This is a genomic window from Empedobacter sp. UBA3239 (assembly GCF_002362875.1).
Taxonomy (GTDB): Bacteria; Bacteroidota; Bacteroidia; order Flavobacteriales; family Weeksellaceae; genus Empedobacter; species Empedobacter falsenii_B.
Genome location: NZ_DEVJ01000031.1, coordinates 1 through 15863 on the forward strand (window position 1 = coordinate 1; position 15863 = coordinate 15863).

Annotated in this window: 18 protein-coding genes; 12 read left to right on the plus strand and 6 right to left on the minus strand. The window is 31.2% G+C overall.

Going from position 1 to position 15863, the window contains the following annotated elements; genetic code table 11:
* Positions 1–95: 95 nt before the first annotated feature.
* Positions 96–281 (minus strand): hypothetical protein, encoded by a 186-nt coding sequence (locus B4G36_RS04160; RefSeq protein ID WP_291062223.1) that lies wholly within the window; start codon positions 279–281, stop codon positions 96–98.
* 80 nt (positions 282–361) lie between these two features.
* Between B4G36_RS04160 and B4G36_RS04165 the strand changes: the two genes are divergently transcribed.
* From B4G36_RS04165 to rimO, 4 genes are all read left to right on the plus strand, one after another.
* Positions 362–1519, plus strand: coding sequence for a THUMP domain-containing class I SAM-dependent RNA methyltransferase (locus B4G36_RS04165; protein ID WP_291062252.1), 1158 nt, complete (start codon positions 362–364; stop codon positions 1517–1519).
* Positions 1520–1524: 5 nt separating this feature from the next.
* Positions 1525–1959 carry a DUF2750 domain-containing protein gene (locus tag B4G36_RS04170; protein WP_291062225.1) on the plus strand — a complete coding sequence of 145 codons (435 nt, stop codon included), beginning with the start codon at positions 1525–1527 and terminating at the stop codon, positions 1957–1959.
* Between the two features lie 6 nt (positions 1960–1965).
* Positions 1966–3003, plus strand: a complete 1038-nt coding sequence (locus B4G36_RS04175; protein ID WP_291062227.1) for a glycosyltransferase — start codon at positions 1966–1968, stop codon at positions 3001–3003.
* Between the two features lie 357 nt (positions 3004–3360).
* Positions 3361–4665 carry a 30S ribosomal protein S12 methylthiotransferase RimO gene (gene rimO / locus B4G36_RS04180; RefSeq protein ID WP_291062229.1) on the plus strand — a complete coding sequence of 435 codons (1305 nt, stop codon included), beginning with the start codon at positions 3361–3363 and terminating at the stop codon, positions 4663–4665.
* 53 nt (positions 4666–4718) lie between these two features.
* Here rimO and B4G36_RS04185 read toward each other — a convergent pair whose 3' ends face one another.
* From B4G36_RS04185 to B4G36_RS04200, 4 genes are all read right to left on the minus strand, one after another.
* Positions 4719–4850: a hypothetical protein gene (locus B4G36_RS04185; protein ID WP_291062231.1), complete on the minus strand. Its 132-nt coding sequence runs from the start codon at positions 4848–4850 to the stop codon at positions 4719–4721.
* A gap of 85 nt (positions 4851–4935) precedes the next feature.
* On the minus strand, positions 4936–7221 hold the full coding sequence (locus B4G36_RS04190) for a GH92 family glycosyl hydrolase (RefSeq protein ID WP_291062232.1): 2286 nt from the start codon (positions 7219–7221) through the stop codon (positions 4936–4938).
* Between the two features lie 97 nt (positions 7222–7318).
* Positions 7319–7975 carry a 3-oxoacid CoA-transferase subunit B gene (locus tag B4G36_RS04195; RefSeq protein WP_291062234.1) on the minus strand — a complete coding sequence of 219 codons (657 nt, stop codon included), beginning with the start codon at positions 7973–7975 and terminating at the stop codon, positions 7319–7321.
* Positions 7976–7980: 5 nt separating this feature from the next.
* Positions 7981–8694, minus strand: coding sequence for a CoA transferase subunit A (locus B4G36_RS04200; RefSeq protein WP_291062236.1), 714 nt, complete (start codon positions 8692–8694; stop codon positions 7981–7983).
* A gap of 152 nt (positions 8695–8846) precedes the next feature.
* Between B4G36_RS04200 and B4G36_RS04205 the strand changes: the two genes are divergently transcribed.
* From B4G36_RS04205 to B4G36_RS04235, 7 genes are read left to right on the plus strand one after another with little or no spacing between them, the layout of a single operon-like run.
* Positions 8847–9482: a hypothetical protein gene (locus tag B4G36_RS04205; protein ID WP_291062238.1), complete on the plus strand. Its 636-nt coding sequence runs from the start codon at positions 8847–8849 to the stop codon at positions 9480–9482.
* Between the two features lie 20 nt (positions 9483–9502).
* Positions 9503–10309: an intradiol ring-cleavage dioxygenase gene (locus tag B4G36_RS04210; protein WP_291062240.1), complete on the plus strand. Its 807-nt coding sequence runs from the start codon at positions 9503–9505 to the stop codon at positions 10307–10309.
* Complete coding sequence (locus tag B4G36_RS04215; protein WP_291062242.1) at positions 10296–10808, plus strand: hypothetical protein; 513 nt, start codon at positions 10296–10298, stop codon at positions 10806–10808. Before B4G36_RS04210 ends, B4G36_RS04215 begins: the two co-directional genes overlap by 14 nt.
* Positions 10801–11841, plus strand: a complete 1041-nt coding sequence (locus B4G36_RS04220; protein WP_291047559.1) for a sensor histidine kinase — start codon at positions 10801–10803, stop codon at positions 11839–11841. Before B4G36_RS04215 ends, B4G36_RS04220 begins: the two co-directional genes overlap by 8 nt.
* Positions 11834–12520 (plus strand): LytR/AlgR family response regulator transcription factor, encoded by a 687-nt coding sequence (locus B4G36_RS04225; protein WP_291062244.1) that lies wholly within the window; start codon positions 11834–11836, stop codon positions 12518–12520. Before B4G36_RS04220 ends, B4G36_RS04225 begins: the two co-directional genes overlap by 8 nt.
* 12 nt (positions 12521–12532) lie before the next feature.
* Entirely contained in the window at positions 12533–13444 is a 912-nt protein-coding gene (locus tag B4G36_RS04230) for a hypothetical protein (protein ID WP_291062246.1), read from the plus strand.
* On the plus strand, positions 13444–14052 hold the full coding sequence (locus B4G36_RS04235; RefSeq protein WP_291062248.1) for a class I SAM-dependent methyltransferase: 609 nt from the start codon (positions 13444–13446) through the stop codon (positions 14050–14052). The genes B4G36_RS04230 and B4G36_RS04235 overlap by 1 nt, the downstream gene beginning before the upstream one ends.
* Positions 14053–14086: 34 nt before the next feature.
* Here the strand turns inward: B4G36_RS04235 and B4G36_RS04240 are convergent, their stop codons facing one another.
* Positions 14087–14842, minus strand: a complete 756-nt coding sequence (locus tag B4G36_RS04240) for an acyl-CoA desaturase (RefSeq protein ID WP_286496360.1) — start codon at positions 14840–14842, stop codon at positions 14087–14089.
* Positions 14843–15316: 474 nt separating this feature from the next.
* On the opposite strand from B4G36_RS04240, the gene B4G36_RS04245 reads away from it, so the two are divergent.
* Positions 15317–15721 (plus strand): hypothetical protein, encoded by a 405-nt coding sequence (locus B4G36_RS04245; protein WP_291062250.1) that lies wholly within the window; start codon positions 15317–15319, stop codon positions 15719–15721.
* Positions 15722–15863 lie beyond the last annotated feature (142 nt).

The window sequence follows — 15863 nt, forward strand, 5'->3', positions numbered from 1 at the left end:
TCTTGACGATCTGAACTTCGGTAAAATTGCTTTGTTTCATAATTATCCCTAAGTTAATAAACTATATTTTTAAACGTGCCGGTTTTGAGGGAAGATTACAAATTAGGATCTATTTTGTTGTCATTTTTAAAATCTGATGAAAAATCTTGATCTTTTATTATTTTGTTTAAAATATTTCTTGTTTCATTAATATAATAATCAACACTATCTTGTGGTAATTTAGTTTGAGCTTTTACAAAGAAAATATTTCCAATAAATAAGAGAGTAAATAATAATTTCATATTTTCTATTAATTTAACTTCAAATATAATTATTCTAACTTCTCAATTTCCTTTATTTCCCGTACTTTTGTAAAAATTTTATTTCCTTGGAAAATTTCAGAATGATTGCGAAAACCTTTTTTGGTTTCGAAGAAATATTAGCGCAAGAATTAAAAGCGTTGGGTGCGGCAGATATTAAAATTCAAAACCGAATGGTTGAATTTAATGGCGATTTAGGTTTTATGTACAAAGCAAATTACAGCTTGCGTACGGCACTTCGTATACAGAAGCCAATTCTTTCGTTTTCTGCGAAAAATGATCATCAATTGTATGAAAAATTCAAGAAATTTCATTGGGAAAATTATCTAAATGTCGATCAAACTTTTATGATTGATCCAACTGTTCATTCAGATTATTTTACGCATTCGCATTACGCAGCGCTTAAAGTGAAAGATGCTATTGTAGATCGATTCAAAGAAAAAAATGGTCGTCGTCCAAGCATTGATAAAGATTTTCCAGATGTACGTTTTAACTTACATATTTCACACGATAAAATTACGTTGTCGTTAGATTCTTCGGGAGAATCTTTGCACAAACGTGGTTATCGTGAAGAAACTGGTCCAGCTCCAATTAACGAGGTTTTAGCAGCAGGTTTGTTGTTGCAAGCAGGTTATGATGGAAAAGGAAATTACCTTGATCCAATGTGTGGTTCAGGAACAATGTTGATTGAAGCGGCGATGATTGCAAATAATATTCCGCCACAAATTCATCGTAAGCATTTTGCATTTCAGAACTGGCCAGATTATGACGAAACATTGTTTACACAAATTCGTAATACGCGTTTAAATCGAATCAAGGAATCAGAATATAAAATTGTAGGTTACGAAATTTCTCCAATGATGGTAAAAATCGCGCAGATGAATATAAAATCTGCTGATTTAGAAGATTTCATTGAAGTGAGAAATCAAGATTTCTTTACATCTAAAAAGGAATTGTTCCCAGTTTTATTGGTGTTCAATCCGCCTTATGATGAGCGTATTGAAAACAATAACCAAGAATTTTATAAACAAATTGGAGACACATTAAAATCGAGTTATCCAAATACATTGGCGTGGTTTATCACATCAGATTTACAAGCCAAAAAATATGTCGGTTTACGTCCTTCGAAAAAGGTAAAAGTGTTTAACGGTAAGTTAGAATGCGACTTTTTACAATACGAAATGTACGAAGGAAGTAAAAAAACTAAAAATCAAAATTAAAAGAAGTGAGTCAATTTATAAAAGAAATTTGTCAAGATCAAAAAGTATTTCTTTTAACTTCTGAAGAAGGTTTTGCTATTTCGTATTCGGAAGAATTTGAGTACGAAGATGGCTCTAATTTAGAGGTAATTTGTTTTTGGTCGAATACAGATTTAGCTGAAAAAGCGAAACAAAATCAATGGGCAAATCATAAAATTGATTCGATAGATTTGAATACTTTTTTAGAAGAATGGTTGTTCGGAATGATTGAAGAAGTTTCTTTGGTTGGAATTAATTTTGACGAAACTTCGAAAGGAGAGGAGCAAAGTCCATTGGATACAATTTTGGCTATTGTTCATGAATTGAATCAATCAAAATCTACTTTCAAAACGAATCATTTTAAGGATTTGAACGAAATCCAGAAAGTAACTTTAGAATTGAAAGAATCATTCAATCAATAATTTATTTTGGAAAAAGAAGATTTAAAACTTTCGATAATTATTGCCGTTTATGAACGTCAAGATGAATTGACAGAATTATTGTCAAGTTTAACAAAACAAACGGATAAATCATTCGAAATTATTATTGTAGATGATGGTTCTAAAAATAAATTGGATGCGGTTTGTGCTAAATTTGAAACTCAATTAGATCTTCATTATTATTACAAAACAAATTCAGGACCAGGAAAATCAAGAAATTATGGAATGGAAAAAGCGAATGGAAATTATTTCATTTTCTTAGATTCTGACACGATTATTCCTTCGACTTATATTGAATCGGTTAAAAAAGAATTGACAACTAATTTTGTTGACGCTTTTGGCGGACCAGATGATGCAGATGACTCGTTTACAGATTTGCAAAAAGCAATTACTTTTTCGATGACTTCTTTCTTAACAACAGGAGGAATACGTGGAGGAAAAAAGCAAATTGGTAAATTTCAGCCACGTAGTTTTAATATGGGAATTTCTCAAAAAGCCTACGAAAAAACGGGTGGTTTTGCTGATTTGCGTGTTGGAGAAGATCCAGATTTATCAATGCGTTTGTGGGAAAATGATTTTGAAACGCGATTATTTCAAGATTCGAAAGTGATACATAAACGTAGAACTTCGTTAAAGAAATTTGCGAAACAAGTTTATCAATTTGGAGTTGCACGCCCAATTCTTAATCAACGTCATCCAAATTATATCAAACCAACTTTTTGGTTTCCAAGCTTATTTTTTGTCGGAACTTTAGTTGCATTTTTATTTTTATTGTTGAGTTTTATTCTTCCAAAACATCGATTTATTCTTCAAACCCCATTTGTTTTGTGGTTAATTTACATGTTTTTGATTTTTATTTTCTCAACTATTCGTTTTAAATCTGCGGTAGTTGGTTTATTATCGATTCAAACAACTTTAATTCAATTTTTCAATTATGGTTATGGATTTTTAGAAAGTCAATTCAGGTTGAATATTCTCAAACAGAATCCTAAAAAGGCTTTTCCGAGTCATTATCATATCGATTAAATATAAAAAATAAAGGTCAAGATTTCTCTTGACCTTCTTAATTTCAAAGCATTGCTTTGACATCTAACTTAAAATACTAATTAGCTCAAATTTAACATTTATTGTTGAAATTAAACTATAAATGACTTGTTATATTTTGTTAATCAATTCGTTAAAATATATTTATTAAATAGATTTCAAGTAGAATATCGTAATAATTGATTAATTTTCTAAAATAGTTAGTTGTTTAGAAATCTATTCTCTTTAAAGTTATTTAGGTTTAAAAATTTTTATTTTAGCTATTTATACTTGTTCCATTCAATCTTTTCGGTCAGTTCTCTCAAATATTTCGTAATTTTGCAGACTTAAATTAGAGTAATGCGTACAAAATCGACTGGAAAAAAGAAAATTAATGTAATTACGTTAGGATGTTCTAAAAATGTATACGATTCTGAGGTGTTAATGGGACAGCTGAAAGCCAATGGGAAAGAGGTTGCACATGAGCAATCTGGGGAAATTGTGGTGATTAATACTTGTGGTTTCATTGATAATGCAAAGGAGGAAAGTGTTGATACAATTTTAGATTACGTGCAACGTAAGGAAGATGGTTTGGTGGAAAAAGTTTTCGTAACAGGGTGTTTGTCAGAGCGATACAAACCAGATTTAATTGAGCAAATTCCTAATGTTGACCAATATTTTGGTACGCGCGAGTTACCATTATTGCTAAAAGCTTTAGGAGCAGATTATAAGCACGAATTGGTTGGAGAACGTTTAACAACAACTCCTCGTCATTATGCATATCTTAAAATTGCTGAAGGTTGTGATCGTCCTTGTTCTTTCTGTGCAATTCCTTTGATGCGTGGAGGAAATGTTTCTCGTCCAATCGAAGATTTAGTTACAGAAGCTACTAAATTGGCAAAAAATGGAACAAAAGAGTTAATTTTGATTGCACAAGATTTAACGTATTATGGTTTAGATATCTATAAAAAACGTGAATTAGCATCATTATTAAAAGAATTAGTTAAGATTGAAGGTATCGAATGGATTCGTTTACATTATGCATTTCCAGCTGGTTTTCCAGAAGATGTTTTGGATGTAATTCGTGAAGAACCTAAAGTTTGTAATTATATTGATATTCCGTTACAACATATTTCAACAAAATTATTAAAATCAATGCGTCGTGGTACAACACACGAAAAAACGAATGCTTTGTTAGACGCAATGCGTACAAAAGTTCCTGATATGGCGATTCGTACAACATTGATTTGTGGATATCCAGGCGAAACAGAAGAAGATTTTCAGGAAATGAAAGCTTGGGTACAAGAGCAAAAATTTGATCGTTTGGGATGTTTTACTTATTCTCACGAAGAAAATACGCATGCCTATAATTTAGAAGATGATGTACCAGAGGAAGTAAAACAACAACGTGTTGAAGAAATTATGGAAATTCAATCTCAAATTTCGTATGATTTGAATCAAGAAAAAATTGGAAAACAATTTAGAGTAATGATTGATCGTAAGGAAGGTGATAACTTTATTGGACGTACAGAATATGATTCGCCAGACGTTGATAACGAAGTTTTGATTTCTGCAATTGATACCTATTTACCAGTTGGTGATTTTGTAAATGTAGAGATTATTGAAGCGTACGAATTCGATTTAATTGGTAAAGTGATTGATTAATCAATTCGAGATAAAAACAAAAAACCACTCAATTTGAGTGGTTTTTTTTATGTTTAATTTTTAGCGTTATTGCGACGTTTTTTCTTTAAACGATTCGTTTGAACTAATTGTTTATGTTTTGGATCTTTTAATTTGTCCACTAAAACTTGTAAATGATTTTCTTCTTTTTTTGTCTTTTTAGCCATTTTTCTTGGTTTTAAATTTGATTTAAATTAATCATTATTTTTCAAGTTTTCAAATTTAAAGTTTTAATTATAAAATATTTAACGTTTATTTTTTAGGTTTTGCTCCCATATGAAATACTAATTTACCGCCATTTACGATATCAAAATGATTTAAATTGAACGAAGAGTAAGACTTTCCATTAAGTTCTATTTTTTGAATGTAGACATTTTTCTTCGATTGATTTTTGACTTCAATTTCAAATTGTTTACCGTTTTCTAGATTTAAAATGGCATGATCTACCAATGGGCTTCCAATTGCGTAATCTGTCGATCCTTGTTGAACAGGATAAAAACCAAGTGCACTAAAAATATACCACGCACTCATTTGTCCTGTGTCATCATTTCCGCCCAAACCATCTGGTGTAGGTTTGTATTGCATATCTAAAATCATTCTAATTTTTTCTTGTGTTTTCCAAGCTTGTCCAGCCCAATTATATAAATAGGCAACATGATGAGCGGGTTCGTTTCCATGAACATATCCACCAATAATTCCTTCTCGAGTAATATCTTCTGTATCAGCAAAATATTCGTCAGGTAAATGCATTGTAAATAATTCATCAAGCTTTTCACCAAATTTCTTTTTGCCACCCATCGCATTGATCAATCCATCAGGATTTTGGGGAACAAAGAAGCTGAAATTCCATGAGTTACCTTCTATAAATCCTTGTCCATGCGTATTCAAAGGTTCAAATTCTTTTTTGAAACTTCCATCTGCTAATCGAGGACGCATAAATCCAATCGAAGCATCATAATTATTTTTCCAATTTTCTGAACGTTTCATAAATGTTTCATACACATCCATTCTGTTCAATTTTTTGGCAGCTTGTGCGATCGACCAATCATCGAAAGCATATTCTAACGTATTCGAAATTGATGTTCCATTTTTCTCGGCTGGTATAAAACCTTTGTCGATATAATCACCAATTCCTTCATAATCTCTTTTGTTCGCCGTAACAATACATGCATCTAAAGCAGCATTTGCATCACCATTATAAACTCCCTTTACAATTGCATCTGCAATAACCGTAACCGAATGATATCCGCTCATACACCAATTTTCGTTCGCATAATGCGACCAAATTGGTAGCATTTTTATTGGATTTTGTTCATAATGTTTCATCATCGATTTTACCATATCATTGTTACGTTTTGGTTGAATGATATTAAACAATGGATGTAAAGCGCGATAAGTGTCCCAAAGTGAGAAAGTTGTATAATTTGTAAAATCTTTTGCTTGATGAATTTCTTGATCTAAGCCTTTGTATTGACCATTTACATCCATGTAAGTTGTTGGATTGATAAATGTATGGTACATCGCTGTATAGAAATTTATTTTATCGTTTTCTGAAGCTTTGATCTGAATGCGATTCAATTCTTTGTTCCAATTTTCTTTGGCTTCATTTTTTACTTGTTCAAAATTCCAATGTGGAATTTCTGTTATCAAATTTTCTAAAGCATTGGTTTGACTGACAGGAGAAATAGCAAACTTTATTTTTACTTTTTCATTTTGTTCTGTATCGAAATCAAAAAACATTTTAATTTTTTTACCTTCAATCAAAGGGAAATTTTGTGTTTCGTTCCATTTTCTCCAAAATCCTTTATAATCGACTTGACCATCTTCATTTTTTTGACCATAATTTTTAAATGGTTTAGAAAAAGTCATCGCAAAATAAACTGTTCTATTTCTTGCCCAACCTCGTGTTTGTCGATAACCAGTAACTAATGTATCGTTCACAACTCTTACATACGTCCAAGTATTTTTGTCATCGTAATTGTAAATTCCCGTATTCAAATCAAAAATAATATGCGATTGAGTAGATTTTGGAAAAGTATATTGATGAAAACCAACTCGAGTAGTAGCGGTCATTTCAGCCCAAATGTTATAGTCCTCCAATTTTACTTTGTAATATCCGGCTTCAGCAAATTCATTTTGATGAGAAAACCTTGAACGATAACCACTTTCAGGATGTTGAGCAGTTCCGGGATTTAATTGCAATTTACCTACTGTTGGCATAATCAAAAAATCACCTAAATCAGAATGTCCTGTTCCATTAAAATGAGTGTGACTAAAACCTGTAATTGTTTTATCTTCAAAACGGTAACCAGCACAATAATCATATACTTTTGGATTATATTTATGATTGACAGAATAGGGAATAGAGTCGGTTTCGGGACTCAATTGTACAGCACCAAAAGGCACAGTTGCACCTGGAAATGTATGTCCCATTTTTTCGGTTCCAATCATTGGATTGACATATTTGACTAAGTTTTGTTGTTGTGCAAATCCTAAATTGTAGAAAAAAAATAGTGTGATTAATAATTTTAATTTCATCGATTTCGTTTTCAAGTATTAATTTAATCTAAAGTTAAAATAAATCATCGAAATCAAAAAAGAATGGAAAGCTTTTGACTTTCCTTTCTTGTAATATTTATAAAACCATTTCAGGAATATCTCCTTCAATAATTAGTTTTCCTTCTGTTGCATTTTTAATTTCTTCAACCGAAACTCCAGGCGCACGTTCCAATAATTTGAAACCACCTTCGGGTAAAATTTCTAAAACGGCTAGTTCTGTAACAATTTTTTTGACACAATTAATTCCCGTTAAAGGTAAAGTACAAGTAGGTAATAATTTAGATTCTCCGACTTTGTTTACATGTTGCATAGCAACAATAATATTATCCGCAGATGCCACTAAATCCATTGCGCCTCCCATTCCTTTTACCATTTTTCCTGGGATTTTCCAGTTTGCAATATCTCCATTTTCAGAAACTTCCATTGCGCCAAGAATCGTTAAGTTAATTTTTCGAGCGCGAATCATTCCGAAACTCATTGCCGAATCAAAGAAAGCTGATCCGGGCAAAGTGGTGATTGTTTGTTTACCAGCATTAATAAAATCAGGATCTTCTTCACCATCAATAGGAAAAGGTCCCATTCCCAATAAACCATTCTCAGATTGTAAAACAACATTTACATTTTCAGGAATATAATTAGCAACCAATGTCGGAATTCCGATTCCTAAATTTACATAATATCCGTCTTTTACCTCTTTTGCAATTCGTTTTGCAATTCCATTTTTATCTAACATTGCTTTTATGGTTTTGGTTGAACAGTTCTGTTTTCAATTCGTTTTTCGTACTTCGCACCCTGAATAATACGATTGACATAAACACCTGGCGTATGAATTTGATTTGGATTTAATTCACCAACTTCTACTAATTCTTCTACTTCTGCAATGGTAATTTTTCCACACATTGCTGCCGGATGATTAAAATTTGCAGTTGCACCACGAAAAACTAAATTTCCAGCAGTATCACCTTTCCAAGCTTTAACGATTGCAAAATCAGGTTCGAATGCATATTCTAACAAATATTCTTTCTCAATACCATGAAAAGTAAATTTTCTAATCTCTTTACCTTCAGCAACTTCAGTACCAACTCCTGCAGGAGTAAAAATTGCAGGCATTCCATAACCAGCAGCCATTAAACGAGTTGCTAAAGTTCCTTGTGGAATTAATTCTACTTCTAATTCTCCTGAAAGCATTTGACGCTCAAATTCAGCATTTTCTCCAACATAAGAAGAAATCATTTTTTTGATTTGTCGTCCTTGTAATAATAATCCTAAACCAAAATCGTCTACACCTGCATTGTTACTAATACACGTAAGGTTATTGATTTTTTTGTCTACCAATCCTTGAATCAAGTTTTCAGGAATTCCAGAAAGTCCAAAGCCTCCAACAGCAAGCGTCATTCCGCTTTCTACGCCTTGTAGCGCTTCTTCGATGCTGTTTACTTTTTTGTTTATCATTTTTGTTGTGTTTGATCAAATATAATTCTAATGTTAAAGATAAATAAAAACCATTCATATTTCAATTAACCTACAAAAATCTTAGGTTAACCTCTTAAATTTAGATAGCAAAATATCGATATATACTTTTGTTTAGAAGATTATATGAGGACATGATAAAGTTGTGCAAGGCTGAGAATCGAAATTTATTTGAAAATAAATTTATTAGGATAAATGCTTTAAATGATACAAATCCGATTTTGGATTTTGCTTTTATTGATGATGTTGCGTTAAGCGGAATGGGTACTTATCAAAAAGTAATCAAAGAAAGTGGTTATATTATTTTAATGCCTTTATTGAATAATATTCGCTTGAATATGAATGGTTTTAATTGGAAAATTGAAGTCAATCAATCATTTGTTTATTACTTAGAAAAAGGAACTATAATAGAAATAGAAGGCGATTTGAGCAACGATTTTTCTTATTTCTATGCGTTATTCATCGTAAAAGAAAAACAGCAAATTGCTAAAATGATTGTTCCAATTGATTTGGATAGAGAGAATCGTTTAGAGAAAATAATCCGACATGATTTGTTTAATGTTTTTTTAGGAAAATTTGACTTGAGAAAAGAATCTGAATTACCATTCAAAAGAAACGAAAGAAGTTGGTTAATCATTTCTTTGACAGGTATTTTTGAAGTTCACAATCGTTTAATAGAATCAAGAGATTTATTACAAATAAGATCTGATGAGAATGTTGAATTTGAATCGTTGAGCGAAAATTCTTTGTTAATGGTAATTGATTACTAATGTTAAAAATACATAACAAAATGGAAAGAAAAGATTTTATAAAAAATAGTTTAGGATTATTAGGAGCAAGTTTAATTGTTCCAAAAGTGTTGATGAGTTGCAAAGATTCTACTGTTGTAAATGATTGTGAAGTATGGGCCTCTGAAACAGAAGGTCCATTTCCTACAAAAAAGCCAGAAGATTTTTTATCAAAAAATATAAAAGGCGATCGAACAGGAGTAGAGGTGACAATCAAAATTAATGTAACCAATGTTGATGAAAGCTGTCAACCTTTAATAGACGCGATTGTTGATATTTGGCATTGTGATAAAGATGGAAATTATTCGCAATATGGCGGAATACGAATGCAACCAACCGATTATAAATCGTATAAATTTTTGAGAGGTAGACAAGTAACCGATGAAAATGGAAATGTTGAATTTAATTCTATTTTCCCAGGTTGGTACGAAAGTCGCGCAACGCATATCCATGTTCATATTTACGATCAAAAAGGAAAATCATTAAAAGTGACTCAAATCGCTTTTCCAGAAAGTGAAAATTCTGTTGTAGAAATTGTAAATTCAGCCAAAGAATATGGTTATACAAAAGGTTTGAATGGCTATACGTACAATGAGAATGACAATGTTTTTACAGATGATACAGACGGAAATCAATTGGCAAAAGTGAGCGGAAGTTTAGAAAAAGGATATACAATTGAGGCAGATATTGTAATTTCTACAGAAAATATAGAGAAAGCAAAAGAGCCGATGGGCGGAGGGCCAGGAATGCCTCCACCTCCAGATGGAATGCCTCCTTTTGATAGAAAACCAAAAGATGAAAACAATTAAAAAAGTTCAGTTTGCTTATCGTTTAGTGATTGATGCTTCGACAACGTCAATTTGGGATAAATATGTTTTTCATGCGACGTACAAAGAGTATTATTTGCAAGAGCAACTTTTTCAACAAGAAACGCATAAAGTAGAAACTTTTCGAGAATTGTTGCGCCAAAATAAAAAAGCAGAGCAATTGCATTATTTGGTAGGAATGGAGGCGATTCCTTATATCGAACAATTGGAAGGAAATTTGTATCAAATCACAGATAATTTGAACAAAATCCACCTTAATTTTGTAGATTTCGAGTTGGATATTATAAATTCATCTAATCAAAATCACATAAATCACAAGGTTGCGCTTACGTTTTATACCAAACAATATTTCTATTTTGGAGAAGTGAACAATCATTATTTAATTTCTTCGGATGAAGAATTAAAAACTAATATCAAAACATTGATGATTCCAAATAGACAACATTTTTCTATTGTTTCAATTGAATTAGAAGATGAATAAAGTAAAAATTACTAAGAGAGAAATCGTTATTTTCAGCATAGTTTCAATTATTTTTCTGTTGATTCCATTTATTGCTGCGCCAAATTTTTCGAGCGATCAATCTATTTTCAAAACAGGTTTTTTCAAGCGAATGCTTTTCGAAAATATCTTGTTGTTAGTGTTCTTTTTGGTGAATTATTTTGTGTTAATTCCAAAATTATATTTTCAGAAACGTTATTTTTTCTACATCATTATTCTCATCATTTTCTTTTTTGTAGTGTATAAAGTTCCAGAATTTGCGTTTCATTTTAACAAAGTTCCACCAAAAGCTCCGCCTTTTAATCGTTTTGAGCCTCGAAAACCGCCTCGCGATTTTATGATGTGGAGTCCGAAAATTATTATGTTTTCGATGATGGCGATTGTTTCGCTTTTTATACGTCAAAATAAACGTTTTCAGGAAATGAAAAATGAGAAACATTTGTCTGAAATTGCTTATTTGAGAGCACAAATTAATCCTCATTTTTTGTTCAATACGTTGAATAATATTTATGCTTTAACGCTTCAAAAATCTGATTCTGCTTCGGATGCGGTGATGAAATTATCCAAAATGATGCGATTTGTGGTTTCGGATTCTTCCAAAGATTTTGTGCCGTTGCAACAAGATTTAGATTATATCAAGAATTATATTGAGTTGCAAAAATTGAGATTAACGCACAAAGAATCTGTTATTTTTGAGGTTGAAGGAAATCCTGCGGATTTAAGAATTTCACCATTAATTTTAATTAATTTTATCGAAAATGCATTCAAATATGGCGTAATTGATGAAGATTCGCAACCCGTTATTATTTCGATAAAAATTGAGCAACAAACATTATTTTTAAACGTAGAAAATACCATTTCGGAAGAGGTAAATCTTGAAACTGAAAAAAGTGAAATTGGTTTGAAAAATACGAAAAAGAGATTAGATTATTTTTATACAAATCATTATAAATTAGCTATTCATAATGATTTATCTAAATTTATTGTTGAACTAAAAATTTTCTTGAATGATTAAAGTAATTGCGATGGATGACGAACCGTTGGCATTGATGGTAATCGAAAATTATTGTTCTAGAAATGAACATGTGGAGTTAGTAAAAACCTTCTCAAATTTGAAAGATGCGCAGAAATATATCAATCAATTTCCAATCGATTTGATGTTTTTGGATATTCAAATTTCGCGTACAAATGGAATGGAATTTTACAAAAATATGGAGAAGAAAATTCCCGTTATTTTTACCACAGCTTTTGCGGAATATGCGGTTGATGGTTTCAATGTTGCGGCGATAGATTATTTGTTGAAACCGATAGATTACGATAGATTTGAGGAAGCAGTGAATAAAGCGGTGTTGATTTTGGTGGATAAAAAACTGAATGAAAACAAAGAGTTTTTGACAATTCGAGCTGATTATAAACTGAATAAAATTGCGTACGATGATATCGATTTTATCGAAGGTTTGGACGATTATGTAAAAATTCATCTCGAAAATAGAAAGCGAATTACGGCTCGAATATCGATGAAATCTATCTTAGAAAAACTGCCCGATCAACTTTTTGTGCGTGTTCATCGATCTTATATTGTTTCGATAAAAAAAGTGAAATCAATTCAAAATAAAGTCTTATATTTGAAAGAAGAAGAAATTCCGATTGGCGAAACGTATAAAAATGTCATTCTAGAGTTTTTCAAAGTTTAAGTTGTTAGGAAAATGGAAAAAAAAGTGATTAGTCGATTTATCGTAAACATTTTTTTTTCCAATTTTTTTTTAATTCTACTTTCTATTGCGCTCAATATCGAGACGAATATCAAAATTGGTTTACCATTTAATTCGATTGCGTATTATGCTTTTATTAGCACCATTACGGTATTGTTTTATTTGTACGCCTACAGAATTCCAAAATCTTTAAAATCTTCCAATAATCCAAGAACTCAGTTCTACATTACGCATCGCAAATTTGTTCATTTTTACACTTTTATTTTAGCTGTAATCGCATTAATTTCTGGAATTATTTTAGCGATAAATTGTTTACCGAATTACGAAATATTAACTTGGAAATGGTTGGCTGTTTTATTTTTTACGACAGTTTTATCCTTTGGTTATTATGATTTAAAATTAGGAATTTCATTACGTAAAACGATGTTGTTAAAACCATTTTTAATTGGCTGGACTTGGGCGATTACAACCGTTTTTTTACCTGTTTTATTTTTGATGTTGAAGAATGAAACGCATTATGTCATTGATGCAAAATTCTATTTTCTATTTTCTCAAACCTTTATGTATTGCGTTGTGAATGCGATTTTGTTTGATTTGAAAGATTATGAAGATGATAGCAACCGAAATTTAAAAACCTTTGTTGTAAAATATGGTTATCATTTTACGTTAAACCGCATTATTATACCCTTAATATTTCTAGGATTTTTGAGTTTTGTAATCTTCGGAATATGTTATGGATTACCACTTCACCGCATATTGTTTATGTTAATTCCGATTGTTTTTTTAGCTATTTTCGCCTTTAAACTCAATCGTCCAAAAGCCATTTTATATTATTTAATTGCGATTGATGGAATGATTTTGTTGAAAGCAATTTGTGGAATTTTAAGCGTAATTTTATTCGAATAATGAATTACAATTTTATTGCGCCATATTATCATTCGTTGAGCCAGTTGATTTTTTTAAATCGTCAACATCAAGCTCATTTTGTGATTTTAAAATATTTGAAAAAGAATGATAAAATCTTGTGGGTTGGAGGAGGAGCGGGAAAATTTATCGCTGAAATAGAAAAGTTAAATCTAAAATTGGATATAGATTATGTTGATTTTTCTTCGAAAATGATTGATTTAGCAAAAAAAGAAAAAACGTCGAACTTAAATATAAATTTTATTGTTGCGGATATTTTTGATTTCGAAACGGATAAAAAATATGATGTGGTGATGACTACTTTTTTGTTTGATCATTTTAATCAATCCAAAGCAGAAGAATTATTTAGTCAATTAAATTCGTATTTGAAAGTAGAAGGGTTGTGGTTTTATGTTGATTTTGTACAAAATCAGAAAGGTTGGCAAAAAAGTGTGACGAATGTGATGTTGAGCTTTTTTAGAATTGTTATTGGTTTGGATATTTCTCAATTGCCTAAAATGCATCAAAGTTTTCTACCCAATTTTAAAATCGTCGAACACAAATTCTTTTTCAAGAAATATATAGAAAGTATCGTTTATCAAAAGAAATAAAAAAAGCGATTCAATAAATTGAATCGCTTTTATTTTACATATAATCGGTGTCTAATTTACCTTTTTTGAACTGAATGATATTCATTTTATTCATTGCCCAAATGCATGGATACATTGGATCGAATTCCCATTTCTTAACTGCGAAATTAGGACGTCCGCCAAATTTATGGTGATTGTTATGTAAACATTCTCCCCACATTAACCAGTCAATCGGCATCAAGTTTGTCGAAGTATCTCCAACATCGTAATTACGGTAACCTAATTTGTGTGAAAACCAGTTGATGATTACACCATGTAGTGGGCTCATCAAAACTTGCATCGGAATGAATACAAAATAAGTCCAAAGTGGAGCGTCAACAGCAACATAAATTAATATGTAAATGATTACCCAAGCTAAACGTACAGCATTATTTCCAGCAAATCTATCCCAAGAACGCCAAGAAGGAACACCTTTTTTGAATTTTTCTAAAACTTGTGTTTTATCGTGGTCAATTTCGTTGTAAACAATACGAGTTCTCCACATCATCGCAAAGAAATTTGGATCATATTGTGGCGAATGTGGATCCTTTTCTGTGTCTGCATACGCGTGATGATGTCTGTGCATAACCCCGTATGTATAGGGACTTAGATAAGATGAACCTTGAAAAATCCACGCTAAAACGTGAAATATTTTTTCCCAAGCTCTTGACATCGTAAACATTGCATGTGATGCATATCGGTGATGAAAAAAAGTTTGGAAAAATAAAGAAGCATACCAATGTATAACAAAGATAATGATTACTGCTGTCATTACTAATTTTAAATTTTTACAAATATAATCGTTAGGATTGTGAATTCCACTAATTAAAATCATAGAACTCATAAAATTATTGATTATTTATAATGAAAAAATTTAATTATAATCTGCTCTAATCAAATAAATTATCCATTTAATAGTAGGTTTTTAAATGTAATTATTTAATACTAAATACGTTGATTAAATAAATGTTAAAGTTATAAACCTAAATAAGCAATTATTTCTTTTGCGACTGCTGCACCAGCTCTATTTGCAAAGAAGATGAAAAGACTTTGAAAGCGAAATATCCAATTGCTTACAAGCATATCAAGAAGTTTGAAACAACAACTAACAAAACAGGAATTGCTTTACCCGAAGTTTTGAAAACAAGAAAACCGTTTTGGTATTCTTGCACCCGAAGAATCGGCAAATATTTTCATTTCCATAAATCCAAGCCAACGACTATTCTTTTCGTTCAGCAAATCGCCTTTGTATCTCAATCAAAGATTGGTTGCCATTCGTGTAAAAAAGAATGATGTTGAGATTGTGTCGGCTTTACTTAATTCAATCGTTTCTCTTTTGATTGTTGAATTAAACGGTGTTTCAAGAAATTTAGGAGCATTGGACTTGAACGCAGACTTTTTCAAAACAAAAATGAAAATATTTGACCCAAGTTTGCTTTCAGACAAACAAAAAGAAAGTATTCTTGCGAAATTTGAAACTATTAGCAAACGACAAATTCAAGATTACGAAAACGAATACAAACAGAAAGACAGAATTGCTTTTGATGAAGCAGTTTTGAAAGCCTACGGCTTCAAAACTGATATTCTTCCGCAACTTTATTCACTTTTAACGGAAACCATTCGCAATAGAGTGGAAATGAAAAATAGGTAAAACTTATACATTTGGTAGCACATTTGCATTTTTCCAACCACACAAAGCCAAACAAAAAATGCAAAAGAGCTACCAAGCCAACGCTCAACAAAGCGACTGAAAAGAGCCACTACCGATAACAAGGGTAACTGTTGCATAACTC